Origin of the sequence: Acinetobacter lwoffii (genome assembly GCF_052078135.1) — a bacterium.
GTDB lineage: Bacteria > Pseudomonadota > Gammaproteobacteria > Pseudomonadales > Moraxellaceae > Acinetobacter > Acinetobacter lwoffii_Z.
Window position 1 is genome coordinate 182761 of record NZ_JBQGUZ010000001.1, and the last position, 15626, is coordinate 198386.

Sequence of the window (15626 nt, forward strand, 5' to 3'; positions counted from 1 at the left end):
AGATAGGCAAAAAATATCAAAAAGCACGCGCCTACTCTACTTTTTGCATGAAACAACTTTGCTATAGTTTAATCGAGATCAATCCCAAAATCTAAATTAATCGACTTGCGTTCAATCAAGGCACTTTTTACAGTTTGCTGCCGGGTTTTGTAATGGGTTTCCGTGGTGCATAAATGCCGGGTGAGATCATTCAGGAAATAGCTTTCGACTTTACGCCCCTGCTCATCGACCGTTTCCCGCGCCCAATGATTCAGGTTCTGTTTGGTCAGAATCAATTCATTTTTTGCCCGGGTCAACGCCACATATAGCACACGACGTTCTTCTTCGACATCATCAAAGTCACCCTGAGCACGTGCATGCGGGTAATTGCCTGGCGTGACATTGGCCACATAACAAACATTTTGTTCGGTGCCTTTGGCCGAGTGAATGGTAATCAAGGTCACCACATCATGGTCCGACTGGCGTTCAATTTCCGAGATTGACACCGGATCCAGTACATATTCCTCTAAAAACTCACTCAGCTGCGAATGCTTGGAGGCCAGCTGTTTGACCAGTTCAAAATCACTCTGGCGACGTGGCCAATCCTTTTTATAGTTTTCCGCCAACTGCGATTCAATCGCCTGAATCGCAAGACCGACACAGGCTTGCACTTCGCCTTTGAGCACACTCATCTGCTGCATGATCAGAATGGTTTCTAATGGTATCTTGCCAAATTTTTCCAAATTATCTGCAATAGCTTCCATTTCCGGTTCAGCCAATAACTGCTGCGATAGCTTACTGGCACCCACATCACCAACACCATTCCACAGGGTCAAGAAACGCATCCAGGCGATATCATCCAGCGGATTGGCGACTACGCGCAGCATGCTGAGCAAATCTTTGACATGCGCCGTTTCCAGCAGCTTCATGCCACCAATAAAGCGATACGGCACATTAGCCGCGATACAGGCTGCCTCAATATGCCGTGCGGCAAAACTGGAACGAACCAGCACCATATGCTCGCCCCACTTACTACCTTGCAGATAATGACGCTCTTTAATATCAATCGCGATCCATTTGGCTTCATCAAACTCATTCGGGAAAATATGCATGCGCGGCTTTACACCTTCTCCGCGATACGCTTCCAGACGTTTGTCATATTTGATTTCAGACTGATCGAGCAGCCAGTTGGACAGATCCAGAATTTCCTGGGTCGAGCGGTAGTTTTTTTCTAATTTAAAAATCTGCGCATCTGGCACACGTTCTTTGAAATGGTGAATATTTTCAAAGTCTGCACCACGAAAGCCATAAATCGACTGCGCATCATCACCGACACAGAACAGGCTGATCCGGTCTTTCAGTGGCTCCAGCAAAGCCCATTGCAATGGATTGGTATCCTGCATTTCATCGACCAGCATATGCCGACAGATTGAAGCGACATAGTCGACCAGACCTTCGGACTGTGCCAGCGCCGTAGCTACTACCGCCAGAATATCGTCATAATCCAGAAAACTTCGCGCTTGCTTACGTGCTTCATATTCTTTCATAATTTCGGCAATCTGGTCCTTTAAGGCCAGATATTCCGGCATCTGTTTTTCCAGCGACAGACTGAGCTTTTGCCGGGTATTCCTTGCAAAAGAATACAAATCACATAATTCCTGAGGCTTCGGCAGATGATTGGGATTTTTCTTGTCATCACGGCCGCGAATCAAACGAAACATCATCAACTGATCATCACGATCAATAATCGAAAACTGTTCCAGACCAAAAGCTTTCGGAATACGGCGCAGCAGATACATACAGAAGGTATGAAAGGTCGAGGCCCGCAGTCCCTTGGCTTGTTCACCCAGTGCAAGTTCGACACGCGCCACAATTTCACTGGCTGCACGGCGGGTAAAGGTCAGAATTTGAATCTGGTTGGCAGGCACACCCTGCTCAATCAAGTAAGCTGCGCGTGCCACGATAGTCTTGGTTTTGCCACAACCTGCCCCGGCCAGCACCAAACTGTGTTTTGCTTCTGTGGTCGCTGCTTGCTTTTGTTGGGGGTTTAATTCATCAATCAGGGTGGCTAAACTCATTTTCACTCATCATTTTGTGGATGTATGTAGTTTAACAGATCGCTTCCAGAATTATGGCTTTTCAGTTGTCCTGAAACTGTCTCCAATTTTATTTCCTGATTTGATATTAGCTAACGACAGGGCGTGCTGGATTACAGGAGAGAGAAATACTTTCACTCTGTCAAAAGATTTTTAACTATCTCAACGACAGCTTTCTCCAAGTTCATTTCTGCATTATTTAAGGCTTCCTCTAAAGGACAATCTGGCGGATTAATCCCAACAATCTGGCTAAATCCTGACTCAAACAAATCCTCAATCCCTTCACCGACTAGACCAGCAAAAGCAATCACCGGTTTATTAAATTGCTTGGCGAGCTGTGCCACCCCAAAAGGGGTTTTGCCCAAAGACGTTTGACTGTCAATTTTACCTTCACCGGTCAGGACATAATCTGCCTGAGCTATCTTCTCGCTGAGTTGAACCTGTTCAATCATCAGCTCCACACCCGATCGAATGGAAGCAGCAGTGAATGCCATTAAACCAAAACCCAGTCCGCCGGCAGCACCCGCCCCTGCAACATGACGATGATCACGGCCAATCTGCCGAGCAACCACATCGGCAAAATGACCGAGATTTTGATCCAGCTGATTGACCATTTCAGGCGTTGCACCTTTCTGTGGGCCAAAGATATAAGAGGCACCATTTGGTCCACACAGCGGATTGTTGACATCCGATGCAACAATTATTTCAGTATCTGCTAAACGTGGATCCAGTCCAGATAAATCTATTGATTTGACCTGATCTAAGTTCCCACCACGGACCTGAATTAATTCACCCGCATGATTTAGAAACCGCACACCCAGTGCCTGTGCCATGCCGGCACCACCATCATTGGTAACACTCCCACCCAGCCCAATGATGATTTTTTTCACACTCAAGTCCAATGCCTGTTTGATCATTTCTCCTGTGCCATAAGTTGAAGTGAGCATCGGATTACGCTGTGAAGGCTTCAATAAATGAATGCCATTGGCCTCGGCCATTTCAATCACGGCAGTTTGACCTGGATCAACCAAACCCCAATAGGTCTGAATACGTTGCTCAGGCAGTGGTCCGGTCACTTCACATGCAATACTTTGCCCCTTTAAACTTGAAATCAATGCATCGACCGTGCCTTCACCGCCATCAGCCATTGGCACATGAATGATATGGGCATCCGGAATGACGTTCTGAATACCGCGTTGCATGGCCTGACAAGCCTGCGCAGCAGACATGCTTTCTTTAAATGAGTCAGGAGCAAGTACAAAGGTGAGCGGCATGATGTAATCTTTTATCCACAAATGAAGTCTAAATTGTGGATAAATCCAGTACTATCCACAAGTCTTTATTTCCAGCCCAGTTCAATTGCAGTTATCTCATTAATCAAGGTTTGATTTAAAGATTCTGGCATTTTACTGGTGGTTTGAGACAGTGGAATATGTCCTGCCATCAGCTCCGCCTTGGTTTGCGGAAATAAGGGTTGCTGATCTGGAAATGCATAACCCAGCGGATAAATCGGTTGACCTGTCGCTAAATCATATTTATCCGAAGCGTCAAAGGCATGCAGCAATTCATGCACCAATACAATTTTATTCTGTTCAGTTTGTTGTTTGGATGCAAATAGATTTATCGAACCAATCCGGCCTTTTTGCAAGGCAGTGGAATGTTTCAATTGCTTGGTCTGCACAGGATCATAGTAATTTAAAAATAAAGTCACATTAGCTGAAGGGTCTGAACTCTGTCGCTGTTTCCAAGCATAGAACCGGAATTTTAAACTCCATAAAACTGTATCGATGAGCGAGTCTTGCTCAGGGACTTTGGGTGGTAGAACTTGAAGCTCACGGCCTAAATTAAAATAAAAATAAGTCGGCTGTCCACGATACTGCTGAGCTGCTTTTTCCAGATATTCCCGTGCTCCATTCAGGTCCTGAGCTGACAGTTGCTGGATATATTGCTGTGTGGTCGGTAATCCATCGGCATTAATCGGATGCAGCAACACAATAATCGGCTTTGACCAGTTCTGGTTTTGATCACGATAGGCATTGACCGCGACAATCAATAAGATGATTAATAAAATCAGAATCCGAATCTTTTTCCACATATCGATTACACACTCTGCTTTTTCATTTTTCTTAAATACATCTGACTCATTTCTATTTTTGTTTCAAATAAATTTAAAGTTTTTATTAATCCTGACAATTTGGCTCTACCATAGTTACGAGAGTCAAAATCAGGCTTTACTGCACTGATATACTGCCCGACCATCCCTAAATTCGCCCATCCATTATCATCGGCATTATCTTTTACAGCTTTATAAATTAAGTTAAGCGTAGCTCGATCCATCCCTTCAGGTAACTGAATTTCCTTTTGCGCAGATATAGTTTTTTGTCCATTAGTCTTGATAATCTCCGAAACTTTTTTATCTATTGATCCTGTTTCTTCACCATCCTCATTATTTTTAATTTCACTATCTACAAGTAAGTTTTCGATATAAATGAACTTGTCACAGGCTTTCTTAAATGCTTCAGGCGTAGCTTTTTTGCCAAAGCCATACACTGTTAGACCATTTTCACGAATACGTGAAGCTAAGGGCGTGAAATCGCTATCGCTGGATACGATACAAAATCCATCTAATGCACCTGCATAAAGTAAATCCATAGCATCAATGATCAGGATCATATCCGTCGCATCTTTACCCTTGGTATAAGCGAATTGTTGTACCGGAGTGATGGCATGAGGAAGGAGTACATCTCGCCATTTCTTTAAAGTTTCGCTGCTCCAGTCCCCATACACACGTTTGACACTGGCAATTCCATATTTCGCAACTTCCTCCAATACCGATGAAATCGCGTTGATAGAAGAATTATCCGCATCGATTAATACAGCGAACTTTTTTGTCTGAATATCCACATCCACCCCAAGATATTATTTTTAATTTTTTATATACATGATTCTGACATAAAAAATGCCGACTTTCGTCAGCATTTTTTTGAATCTTAGAGTTTAGGCTTCAACCCATTTTCCGTCCTGATAAACCAGAGACCATTTGGTTTGCTTGCCTTCTGCAGTTTCCGAACCAATATATTGTGACTGGTTCTTACGGCTAAATTTTACCAGAGTCGGATTCCCTTCCGGGTCTACATCGGGTGCCTGCAAGATAAACTGATACTTTGGATCAAGCTGATCGGCAACAGAACGAATCTCGGCAACTTTCGGTGCACGGGTTTCACGCACTTTCGGGAACTTGCTTGCCGCCAGGAATAAACCGGCTGCACCATCACGCAGTACAAAGAAATCATCATGCTTGGCAGAACGTAAATGCTCCATCTTGATCGGATCCACCCGTGGAGGCGCAGGCTGACCGCTCTTTAAGACTTTACGGGTATTGTCACAACTGGTACAGGCAAAATACGGACCAAAACGACCCGTCTTCAGCTGCATTTCACCATCACACTTGTCGCATGGAATACTTGGACCATCATAGCCTTTAATTTTGAACTCGCCTTCTTCAAGTTCAAAACCACTACAGTCCGGGTTATTCCCACAGATATGCAGTTTACGACCGCCATCAATCACATAGCTGTCCATGGCAGTTTCACAGATCGGACAACGCTTCTTCGACATCAGGTCAGCAGTTTCCGCAGCCTCATCATCAGACAATGCAGCCAGAGACTCAACTGGTGTCAGGTTCAAGGTTCCCTTACAACGCTCTTTCGACGGCAAGTTATAGCCTGAACAACCCAAGAATACACCTGTGGTTCCGGTACGGATCTGCATCGGACGGTCACATTCTTTACAGTGTACCGCATCCACTTCTACAGGCTGATTACGGCGCATTCCGTTTTCACCCTGCGCTGTAGTCAAACGTTGTTTAAAATCGCCATAGAAGCTGTCTAATAGCTCTTTCCAGTTACGCTCACCATCTGCTACCTTATCCAGCTGACCTTCAAGATCTGCGGTAAAGGCATAGTTCATCAGATTACTAAAATTTTCATTCAGACGATCGGTGACGATTTCGCCCATCTTCTCGGCATAGAGACGACGGTTATCCAGTTTCACATAACCACGATCCTGAATGGTCGAGATGATTGCAGCATAGGTCGATGGACGGCCAATGCCTTTTTTCTCCAGTTCTTTGACCAGTGAGGCTTCGGTAAAACGTGCCGGTGGCTTGGTGAAATGTTGAGATGGATCAAGTTTCTCAAGTTTAAGCACTTCACCGACTTTGACCGCAGGCAATAAAATATCGTCATCGGCTTTATTGGCACCACGCACGCGAGTAAAGCCATCAAAGACCAAGGTACGGCCTTTAGCTTTCAGTTCCACGCCATTGGCATCCACTAAAATGGTAGAAGACAAATATTCTGCCGGAGTCATCTGACAGGCAACAAACTGGCGCCAGATCAAGTCATAGAGGCGCTGTGCATCACGCTCAACACCCACTAGGCTGTCGCCTTTTAAGCCAACCATAGATGGACGAATGGCTTCATGCGCTTCTTGCGCACCGGCTTTATTGCCATAACGGTTCGGCTTGGCAGGCAAATATTTCTCGCCAAACTCCGATTCGATATGGCCACGCACCATGCTTACCGCGTCATCACTCAAGAAGGTCGAGTCGGTACGCATATAGGTAATGAAACCGGCTTCATACAGGCGCTGCGCCAGCATCATGGTTTTCTTCACAGAAAAACCGAGACGGGTACTGGCTGCCTGTTGTAGCGTTGACGTGATATACGGCGCACTTGGATTAACCTTGGTTGGCTTATCTTCACGTGCAGAAACCGTATAATCAGCATCTTTGATCAGGTTTAATAAGGCATCAGTTTCGGCTTTATTGCGTAGCTTGAGCGTCTTGCCATTTTGCTTGACCGCCTCGAGACGAATATCATCTTTTTTCGATTTGGTATCGGCAAACACCTGCCAGTATTCTTCAGGAATGAAGGCACGAATTTCACGTTCACGCTCGACCACTAGCTTCACCGCAACCGACTGTACACGACCGGCTGACAGACCACGCGCAATCTTTTCCCAAAGCAATGGCGAAATCATAAAGCCCACGACACGATCCAGGAAACGGCGTGCCTGCTGGGCATTGACTTTATTGGTATCCAGACGTGACGGATGCTTAAAGGCATCCTGAATCGCGCTTTTGGTAATTTCGTTGAAGACCACACGCTGATAACGCGAATCATCACCACCGATGACTTCTTTTAAATGCCAGGCAATCGCCTCTCCTTCCCTGTCCATATCCGTTGCCAGATAGACTTCATCGACTTGCGATGCCAGTTTTTTCAGTTCGGCAACCACATGTTCTTTGCCAGGAAGGACTTCGTATTTGGCTTTCCAGTCATGTTCCGGATCGACACCCATGCGGTTAATCAACGCATTCTGTGATTTTTCAGCTTTTTCTGCATCCGTCAGTTTGGTACGTGTCGCCGGTTTTTTCTCTGTCGATTTTGCAGAACCGCCTGTCGGCAAGTCACGCACATGACCCACTGATGATTTTACGATGTAGTTCGGACCAAGGTACTTATTGATTGTTTTCGCTTTTGCAGGCGACTCCACAATCACTAGGGCACGCTTGCTTCCAGCGTCGGGAGACTTCGCTGTGCTGCTTTTTGATGTGGACCGAGGAGCGTTCGCCATAATTAACCGTTAATCCTGTTTATTTCTAAATTAAAGTTCAGCCAAAGCGTGTAACAGCGCTTTGATGTCGTCGAGTTGGGTCGCTCTTAAATCAGCTTCTTCATCCCAGTACATGCCGACACAGTTGGCCTGCATATCAATAGCATAAATGCCTTTTAATGCAATGGGAAAATCTTTAAATTTCTCATCACCCTGCACGATTTCGAGTTTATTATCGACAACACGGGCGCGCATCAAGGGCAAACGCGCATCTGGCATCAGCACACTGTAGTACGCGACCATACTGGCACGACTTTCAGTCGCCTTCGGGATTTTGGTCCAGTCCGGTGCCACCACCAGACGTGGATGCAAACCCATTTTACGGGCTTTGTCACGCATCAGGCCCAAGGCTTTTTCTCGGGGGCTCACGCGCAACCCGAAAATCGACCCTATGACGAAAATGATGATGACCACCGTCACCCAGATTCCAGTGTTTTCCATAGTTCAACCTTTATGTTCTATTATTAGAGTTGCATAAGCACAATATAAAACGCAAGTTTGCACGATAAAATTAATTCAGGAACATTTCATGACTATATAAAATTTCGTGACCATTCCAGTAAATATAACCTTTCTCGATCAACTCCTTCAGCAGCAAGCGGATGTCCGATTTTGGAAATAACTGTTCCAGTAAATCACGCAGCTCATAAATGTCTTTGGGTTTATCGCCCTGCAATTCACGCAGTTTACGCGCCACTTCCAGTTGTACCGGATCGATCCGGCCAAAGTTCTTGAACAGGTCTTGCTGTGCCGACTGGATTGGTGACTTGAGTATTTCAGATTCAACTGGAGCTTCTTCTGCCTTCAGTTGGGAAATGACCTGATCCAGTTTTGGATTTTCAACCGGGCTTTGTTCATCCAGATTGAGTTGCAGCCATTGTTTCAAAACTTTTTTGCGGAAGCTGATTTGCTCATCATAGCGTTTGACGATTTTCAGGTTAATCAACATGCCGACCACATGCTGAGCTTTTACCGGCATCACTTGCAGAATATTCGCCACTGAGTTTTTTAGGGTTTCCACCGTATTCGGTTTGCCGCTCATTTTCCCTAACGCATCACAGTATTTTTTCACCAGTTGCAAGGCAGGTTTGTTCTTGATGGTATCCAGACTCGGAAGATGATTTTTAGGTTGATCGGTTGGAATGTTTGTCTCATCAGGCTGAATCTGAATTAGGTGACACGGAATATCAGAAGCTTGCAGCATCTGCTGCAACATCTCGCAGCTGTCCATCGCCGAGATCAATTCAACCTCGGTTTCCGGCTCCAGTAGCGCCATAAGCTGACCGACAATGACCGCATATTCATATTCTTTTTGTGGCGATTCAGGCGTGTCCAGTACCACCACCTGACCACTGCTAATCCAGCCGGCAAGCTCGGTTAAATCCTCTAAGGAGAATTCAAATTTTCCGGCACAGCTAAACAGATATAAAGTCGAATAATGCGCCACAATCTCACGCATTAACTTGGCTGTGGGGAAATTATTTTCGAGGTCGAGTAGAACAACTTTTGGGTGCATGGGACGCAATTCCGGAATGTACCTGAGAGCCCGTATTAGAGTAGGAAGTGAGTGAAAGGTCAAATAATTTTACGGCTGAATGGGTGCAGGCCTGTTTCGGCAGAGGGCCAAACTGCATTTTATGAAATGCCGGCAAGAAATCTGTTTGCAAGCACGAATGTTTGTTTTCAACAGGAAAATTCTTTTGCACTTGATCATCACGCTGCGCTTTATTACTTTTATATGCGGATTTAATGCAATTTAAAAGCCCATTCAAAACAAAAATACTTCTCTTTTAACATCTTATTGATTGGCTCATTTTTATTTTTCAATAAAAAACCCTTAGATCAGCTAAGGATCATTATTGATTAAATCATTGGTTGCAAATTAATAATGCGGTGGGCGATCTGCAACCGGATCAAATTCTGCAATGCCTTCAGACAGATCTGAAGACTCAACACGTTGATATAACAGCGTCATTTGCTTTTTCAGATCAGCAATTTCCAGGGTCTGTTTAGCCACCTGATCATTCAATTGTTCAACTAAATCGTCTAAAAATGCAATTCGCACTTGCAAATCTTCAATGGGTGCGGAAAATGACGCCTGATCATTTAGATTTTGTTGTTTAGTCATTTAAAGTCCTCATTGGGGATTTCAGGAAACATTATGGCCTATATTACCCTTAGGGATGTCCAACTTGCGTTTGGTGGACCCGCCCTGCTCGACGGCGCGAATTTTAACTTGGAACGCGGCGAACGAGTGTGTTTGATTGGCCGTAATGGTGAGGGTAAGTCTACCTTACTTAAGCTGATTGAAGGAAGTTTACTGCCTGACAACGGCGAAGTTTCATTACAAAACGGCATTACTATTTCCATGCTGGCGCAAGATGTACCGATGGATTCAGGTAAAGTGGCTGATATCGTGGCAGATGGTGCCGGTGAAGCATCGGAAGTTTTGCGTGCTTATCATGCTGCCAGTGAAGCCTGTGTACTCGGTGACATGGACGCCTGTGATCGTATGGGCAACCTGCAACACAAAATGGATCAGCTGGATGGCTGGGCGCTGGAAACCAAAGTCAATTCGATTTTAAGCAAAATGGGCCTGGACCCGGATGCAGATCTTGCCGATTTATCTGGTGGTCGTAAGCGTCGTGTCTTGCTGGCACGTGCTTTACTTACCCAACCTGATGTGCTGTTACTCGACGAACCGACGAACCATTTAGATGTTGAAAGTATCGAATGGCTGGAAAAATTCCTGCTCGATCAAAACAATTTGACCCTGCTGTTCATTTCGCATGACCGTGCCTTTGTCGACAGCATTGCCACCCGTATTGTTGAGCTGGATCGTGGTCAACTGCGTAGTTATGAAGGTAACTATTCACGTTATCTAGACCTGAAAGCCCAGCAAATGGAAGCTGAAGAAAAGCAAAATGCGCTCTTCGATAAAAAGCTGGCTGAAGAAGAAGTCTGGATCCGTCAAGGGATTAAAGCCCGTCGTACCCGCAACGAAGGCCGTGTCCGTGCCCTGAAAGCATTGCGTGAAGAATCTAGAGCACGTCGTTCGCAACAAGGTAAAGTGACGATGGCGACTCAGGATGCCAACCGTTCCGGCAAACTGGTGTTTGAAATCGAGAACCTGAGTGTGAAATTCGGTGACAATGCACCGATCATCAATAATTTCTCTGCACTGGTATTACGCGGCGACCGTATCGGTCTGGTCGGTGATAACGGTGTCGGTAAAACTACGCTGATTAAAGCCATTCTGGGTGAGCTAGAACATGGCGGTACGGTAAAGACCGGCACGCAGTTAGAAGTGGCCTATTTTGACCAGCTCCGTAATGCACTGGATCTGGAAAAATCAGTCAAAGATAACGTATCAGAAGGTTCTGACCATGTCGATGTGAATGGCAACCGTCGTCATATCTATAGCTATCTGCAAGACTTCCTGTTCTCACCGGAGCGTGCACGTACCCCAGTCAAAGCTTTGTCTGGTGGTGAACGCAATCGTATCCTGCTAGCGAAACTGTTGCTGAAACCATCGAACCTGATTGTGATGGATGAGCCAACCAACGACCTGGACATGGTGACTTTAGAGTTACTGGAAGAAATGCTTGGTGGCTACAAAGGCACTCTGCTGTTGATCTCGCATGACCGTGCCTTTATGGACAACGTGGTGACATCCACTTGGGTCTTTGATGGTAAGGGTAATATTGACGAATATGTCGGTGGGTATCAGGATTATCTGGAACAGCGTCCGGATCAAACCGTGGTTGATCAAAAAAGTGCTGTGAAAAAAGCCATGGCCAAAGCAGAAGCCGAGACTGCGCCGGTCGCTGCCAAAAAAGTTAAGCTTAGCTACAAGGACCAGCGCGCACTCGAGCAACTTCCTGCTGAGATGGAAGCGCTGGAAAAAGAGCAGGCCGAGATCAATGCACAACTGGCTGATGGTTCTTTATTTGTGACTGATTCCGATAAAGCACTAAAACTTTCTAACCGTTTATCTGAAATTGATGAGCTGTTACTGGAAAAATTAGAGCGCTGGGAAGAACTGGACAACCTAAGTAACGGCTAAATATTCCCCGAGCTTTTACTCAAGCATCTGTATTCGTACAGATGCTTTTTTATTTCAATAATCTTCTCTGTTAGACTGCACTTAATCTTTTGGCCCTATATTGTTTTATGAGTACTCAGCCTGCATATCAACCCGGTGAATTTCAATGGTCATTCCTGTTACCTCAATACTGGGGCAAATGGCTGGGCATTATTTTCCTGATGATTCTGGCGATCTTACCTTGGGCCATTCAGCATCGTCTGGCGTCCCTGCTGGGCCAGCTTTCTTTTAAATACTTGAAATCACGCCGTGAAACCACGCTGCGTAATCTGGAAGTCTGCTTTCCCGAATGGTCTGAAAAGCAGGTACAGGACAATGCCCGTCAGGTATTTATCGATCAAATGCTGGGTGTGTTTGAGACGCTAAATGCCTGGTACAGTCCGAAATGGTTTCAGGGTCGCGTCAGTATTGAAGGGCTGGAACATATTCAAAAGGCACAAGCCGCAGGCCAAGGTATGCTTTTATTAGGCACGCATTCAACCTTGCTGGATGCAGGTGGCTACCTGTGCGCACAGTATTTTGACCCGGATGTGGTGTATCGTCCGCAGAATAATCCGCTTTTGGACATGCTGATTTACCGTTGTCGTGCCACAATTTATGCCAACCAGATTGATCATGATGATATGCGTGGCTTGGTACGCAATCTAAAAAATGGCCATGCAATCTGGTACAGTCCGGATCAGGATTATGGTTTAAAACAAGGCGTGATGGCACCATTTTTTGGTGTGCCTGCGGCGACTGTAACCGCACATCGTCGTTTACTAAAAATGACCAAAGCGGCTGCAATTCCTTTATATTTCTACCGTCATGGCGATATTAATAATCCGCGCTACCATGTGCTGATTGAACCAGCACTGGAAAATTTTCCTGGTGAAAATGAAGTCGAAGATGCCACCCGCGTGAATCTGGTAATCGAGCAGCAGTTACGCATTGCACCGACCCAATATATGTGGTTCCACCGCCGTTTTAAGACTCGCCCTGAAGGTTATAAATCAATTTACTAAATCAATTTGATCACGGAATTTGAAGGGCTATAGCTTAAAATCATGTTTAAGTAATTGAAATAATTTAACCCGAGCTCTACATCCTGTAAAACTCGGGTTAATGAGGTTGTGCTTTCACATATTATAATTCGTTCTGCTTTTTTGTGATGTCCCTTTCAGCATCATATCCATGATGTTTTCATTCAGCTTCGTCTTCCTTATGAGAATATCCTTTCTCGACTCCCTGTGCTGATAAACCTAGAATACCCAGATTTCCAACCCCTGCCCATTCGCAAGAAGCGGAAACTGTTGTAAGCAATATCGTACACTTTTCTTCTAAAAAGCTAAGAGATTTTGCCTCCTTCTTTATATGCCATAGCAACTTCATCAGTGACTATTTTTTCCTCTTTCTCTGCTTTCTGAATGCCTTCTTCAATAGCTTTTTGTGCTTCTTGCTCATCTTCATCAGTTTGTTCTAATTCTTCCTGAATATGCTCGAATACCCGACCGGTTTGTAAAACCAGAAAGACCGGAAAATGGTCAGAGCCTACATGCGGTAAACGTTCCATATGTACCAAGGCAAAATCGGTACTGTGAAAGACGTGATCCAGCGACCAGCGAAAAAAAGGATAATCTGCGTGAAAAGTATTCACATAATGACGCCCTACCCGCGGATCTAGCAGCCCACTAATGCGTTGAAATAGGCGTGTGGTACGTGACCAGGCCACGTCATTCAGATCGCCCATGACGATACAGCTTTCATCCAGATCCTTAATCTGATCACCGACAATCAGCAGTTCAGCATCACGCAAGGTAGAATCCTTGGCCTCGGTCGGGCTGGGTGGTTTGGGATGCAGACAGTAGAGCTGTACTGGCTGTCCCGAGCGTAAAATCACTGTAGTATGAATTGAGGGAATTTCGTCACTCAGAATAAATTTAACCTCAGTTTCACTCAATTCGAGCTTGCTATATAGATGCATGCCATACAGATTATCCAAAGGCACAGGCACGCGATAAGGATAATCAGCTTCAATCACCGAGAGTGCATTTTGCCAGTTTTGATCGGTTTCCAGAGTCAAAACCAGATCTGGCTGATGAATCTGGATCTGCTCGATCAGTAAATGATATTTAGTATTGGTAGTAAGTACATTGGAAACGATCAGGGAAATCTGACGTTGCGGATCCAGCTGATCCTGCTTGACCTGCTTGACCTGTTTTTTCCAGATAAAGGTATAGGGCAATACCATTTTCAACTGATAGGCCAAAGCTGCCATCAGCCCGACAAAAAGCAGCTGATTCAACCAGTTCCAGGGATGATCAACCAGAAGAAAAAGAATAAAGGCGATAAAGCCCAATACCAGAATTTGTAAGCGTGGAAAATCCGCACCCCGAATCCACCATTCATCGCGTGGTATCAGTGACCAAAAACTTAACCAAATGACAATGATTGCCAGAATTTGGATAACCCATATCATAAACTGCGCTCTTAATTAAGTTATTATTTTTTCTAAAAGAAAAATGACGTTATCAATTTTGTATGTATCATAAAGCAGATATTTCTCTCAAGAATATTGATGTTTTGATTGTGTAGCTCTTGCAGTTGGGTCCCTTTTTGGTACACTCGAATCCCTTTTGATTTTTTAACGCACCGAGGCAAAGTGACATGAAAGTAGGTCTGGTCGGTTGGCGCGGGATGGTCGGTTCCGTCCTTATGCAACGTATGGTTGAAGAGAATGATTTTGCTCATTTTGAGCCATTCTATTTCTCTACCAGTAATGCAGGCGGTGAAGCGCCCGCATTTGGCGGTAAGACCGCCCCAGCACTTATGGATGCATCAGACATTAACAGTCTGAAGCAAATGGATGTCATTATTACCTGTCAAGGTGGCGACTATACCTCTGAAGTTTTCCCGAAATTGAAAGCTGAAGGCTGGAACGGTTACTGGATTGATGCAGCATCAACCTTACGTATGGATGATGAAGCCATCATCGTACTTGATCCGGTAAACATGCATGTGATCAAAGATGGTTTGGTTAAAGGCACCAAGACTTTTGTCGGTGGTAACTGTACAGTTTCCTTGATGCTGATGGGCTTGGGCGGTCTGTTCCAGAACAATCTGGTGGAATGGGCAACGTCAATGACCTATCAGGCCGCTTCAGGTGCAGGCGCGCAAAACATGCGTGAACTGATCAATGGTATGGGTTATTTGTATAACAATACCAAAGAGTTGCTAGATGATCCGCGTTCTCCAATTCTGGATATCGACTCTAGAATTGCTGAATTACAACGTGGTGAAGGCTTCCCGTCTGCAAACTTTGGCGTGCCTTTGGCTGGCTCACTCATTCCTTATATCGACAAGCAGCTGGAAAGCGGCCAGTCGAAAGAAGAATGGAAAGGTCAGGTTGAAACCAACAAGATTCTGGGCAACCAGCAGATCGTGCCAATTGATGGTCACTGTGTGCGTATTGGTGCTATGCGTTGTCACTCTCAGGCATTAACCCTGAAATTGAAAAAAGATGTACCTTTGGATGAAATCGAAGACATCATTGCACGTGCCAATGACTGGTCTAAAGTGGTTCCAAATACTCGTGAAGCATCAATGACTGATCTGACGCCTGTTGCTGTAACAGGTACTTTAAGCGTTCCAGTCGGCCGTCTGCGCAAGCTGAACATGGGTAAAGAATATCTGGGTGCGTTCACTGTAGGTGACCAGTTGCTTTGGGGTGCGGCCGAGCCGTTACGCCGTATGCTGCGTATTCTGATTGATTATAAAAATGCCTAATA

The 15626-nt window shown here is 45.2% G+C and carries 12 protein-coding genes; 3 read left to right on the plus strand and 9 right to left on the minus strand.

Annotated elements, in window-relative coordinates; all coding sequences use genetic code 11:
- Positions 1 to 68: 68 nt before the first annotated feature.
- From ACTL4S_RS00845 to ACTL4S_RS00880, 8 genes are all read right to left on the minus strand, one after another.
- Complete coding sequence (locus ACTL4S_RS00845; protein WP_441298552.1) at positions 69 to 2057, minus strand: ATP-dependent helicase; 1989 nt, start codon at positions 2055 to 2057, stop codon at positions 69 to 71.
- A 152-nt stretch (positions 2058 to 2209) separates the two neighbouring features.
- A complete protein-coding gene (locus tag ACTL4S_RS00850) occupies positions 2210 to 3349 on the minus strand; it encodes a glycerate kinase (RefSeq protein WP_441298553.1) in 1140 nt (379 codons plus the stop codon).
- A gap of 65 nt (positions 3350 to 3414) precedes the next feature.
- The gene (locus tag ACTL4S_RS00855) at positions 3415 to 4170 is read right to left on the minus strand and encodes a hypothetical protein (protein ID WP_441298554.1); all 756 of its coding nucleotides are present in this window, start codon (positions 4168 to 4170) and stop codon (positions 3415 to 3417) included.
- Positions 4171 to 4175: 5 nt separating this feature from the next.
- Entirely contained in the window at positions 4176 to 4979 is an 804-nt protein-coding gene (locus ACTL4S_RS00860; protein WP_034439084.1) for an NYN domain-containing protein, read from the minus strand.
- A 93-nt stretch (positions 4980 to 5072) separates the two neighbouring features.
- Positions 5073 to 7715 (minus strand): type I DNA topoisomerase, encoded by a 2643-nt coding sequence (gene topA, locus ACTL4S_RS00865; RefSeq protein WP_441298555.1) that lies wholly within the window; start codon positions 7713 to 7715, stop codon positions 5073 to 5075.
- 30 nt (positions 7716 to 7745) lie between these two features.
- Complete coding sequence (locus tag ACTL4S_RS00870; protein WP_004647398.1) at positions 7746 to 8195, minus strand: hypothetical protein; 450 nt, start codon at positions 8193 to 8195, stop codon at positions 7746 to 7748.
- A 70-nt stretch (positions 8196 to 8265) separates the two neighbouring features.
- Positions 8266 to 9270, minus strand: coding sequence for a hypothetical protein (locus ACTL4S_RS00875; protein WP_005261740.1), 1005 nt, complete (start codon positions 9268 to 9270; stop codon positions 8266 to 8268).
- Positions 9271 to 9636: 366 nt separating this feature from the next.
- The gene (locus tag ACTL4S_RS00880) at positions 9637 to 9882 is read right to left on the minus strand and encodes a SlyX family protein (RefSeq protein WP_004278477.1); all 246 of its coding nucleotides are present in this window, start codon (positions 9880 to 9882) and stop codon (positions 9637 to 9639) included.
- 33 nt (positions 9883 to 9915) lie between these two features.
- Between ACTL4S_RS00880 and ACTL4S_RS00885 the strand changes: the two genes are divergently transcribed.
- Both ACTL4S_RS00885 and ACTL4S_RS00890 read left to right on the plus strand, forming a co-directional pair.
- The gene (locus ACTL4S_RS00885; protein ID WP_138742838.1) at positions 9916 to 11820 is read left to right on the plus strand and encodes an ATP-binding cassette domain-containing protein; all 1905 of its coding nucleotides are present in this window, start codon (positions 9916 to 9918) and stop codon (positions 11818 to 11820) included.
- 107 nt (positions 11821 to 11927) lie between these two features.
- Positions 11928 to 12863 carry an LpxL/LpxP family acyltransferase gene (locus ACTL4S_RS00890; RefSeq protein ID WP_441298556.1) on the plus strand — a complete coding sequence of 312 codons (936 nt, stop codon included), beginning with the start codon at positions 11928 to 11930 and terminating at the stop codon, positions 12861 to 12863.
- A gap of 323 nt (positions 12864 to 13186) precedes the next feature.
- On the opposite strand, the gene ACTL4S_RS00895 is transcribed toward ACTL4S_RS00890, so the two are convergent.
- Positions 13187 to 14317, minus strand: a complete 1131-nt coding sequence (locus ACTL4S_RS00895; RefSeq protein WP_441298557.1) for an endonuclease/exonuclease/phosphatase family protein — start codon at positions 14315 to 14317, stop codon at positions 13187 to 13189.
- A gap of 188 nt (positions 14318 to 14505) precedes the next feature.
- On the opposite strand from ACTL4S_RS00895, the gene asd reads away from it, so the two are divergent.
- The gene (gene asd / locus ACTL4S_RS00900) at positions 14506 to 15624 is read left to right on the plus strand and encodes an aspartate-semialdehyde dehydrogenase (RefSeq protein ID WP_004647391.1); all 1119 of its coding nucleotides are present in this window, start codon (positions 14506 to 14508) and stop codon (positions 15622 to 15624) included.
- Positions 15625 to 15626 lie beyond the last annotated feature (2 nt).

Bases quoted from the DNA above. Each gene is read 5' to 3' on its own strand.
- ACTL4S_RS00855 (WP_441298554.1), bottom strand. From the start codon at position 4,170: ATGTGGAAAAAGATTCGGATTCTGATTTTATTAATCATCTTATTGATT.
- ACTL4S_RS00875 (WP_005261740.1), bottom strand. From the start codon at position 9,270: ATGCACCCAAAAGTTGTTCTACTCGACCTCGAAAATAATTTCCCCACA.
- ACTL4S_RS00885 (WP_138742838.1), top strand. From the start codon at position 9,916: ATGGCCTATATTACCCTTAGGGATGTCCAACTTGCGTTTGGTGGACCC.
- ACTL4S_RS00845 (WP_441298552.1), bottom strand. From the start codon at position 2,057: ATGAGTTTAGCCACCCTGATTGATGAATTAAACCCCCAACAAAAGCAA.
- asd (WP_004647391.1), top strand. From the start codon at position 14,506: ATGAAAGTAGGTCTGGTCGGTTGGCGCGGGATGGTCGGTTCCGTCCTT.
- ACTL4S_RS00880 (WP_004278477.1), bottom strand. From the start codon at position 9,882: ATGACTAAACAACAAAATCTAAATGATCAGGCGTCATTTTCCGCACCC.
- ACTL4S_RS00850 (WP_441298553.1), bottom strand. From the start codon at position 3,349: ATGCCGCTCACCTTTGTACTTGCTCCTGACTCATTTAAAGAAAGCATG.
- ACTL4S_RS00890 (WP_441298556.1), top strand. From the start codon at position 11,928: ATGAGTACTCAGCCTGCATATCAACCCGGTGAATTTCAATGGTCATTC.
- ACTL4S_RS00895 (WP_441298557.1), bottom strand. From the start codon at position 14,317: ATGATATGGGTTATCCAAATTCTGGCAATCATTGTCATTTGGTTAAGT.
- ACTL4S_RS00870 (WP_004647398.1), bottom strand. From the start codon at position 8,195: ATGGAAAACACTGGAATCTGGGTGACGGTGGTCATCATCATTTTCGTC.
- topA (WP_441298555.1), bottom strand. From the start codon at position 7,715: ATGGCGAACGCTCCTCGGTCCACATCAAAAAGCAGCACAGCGAAGTCT.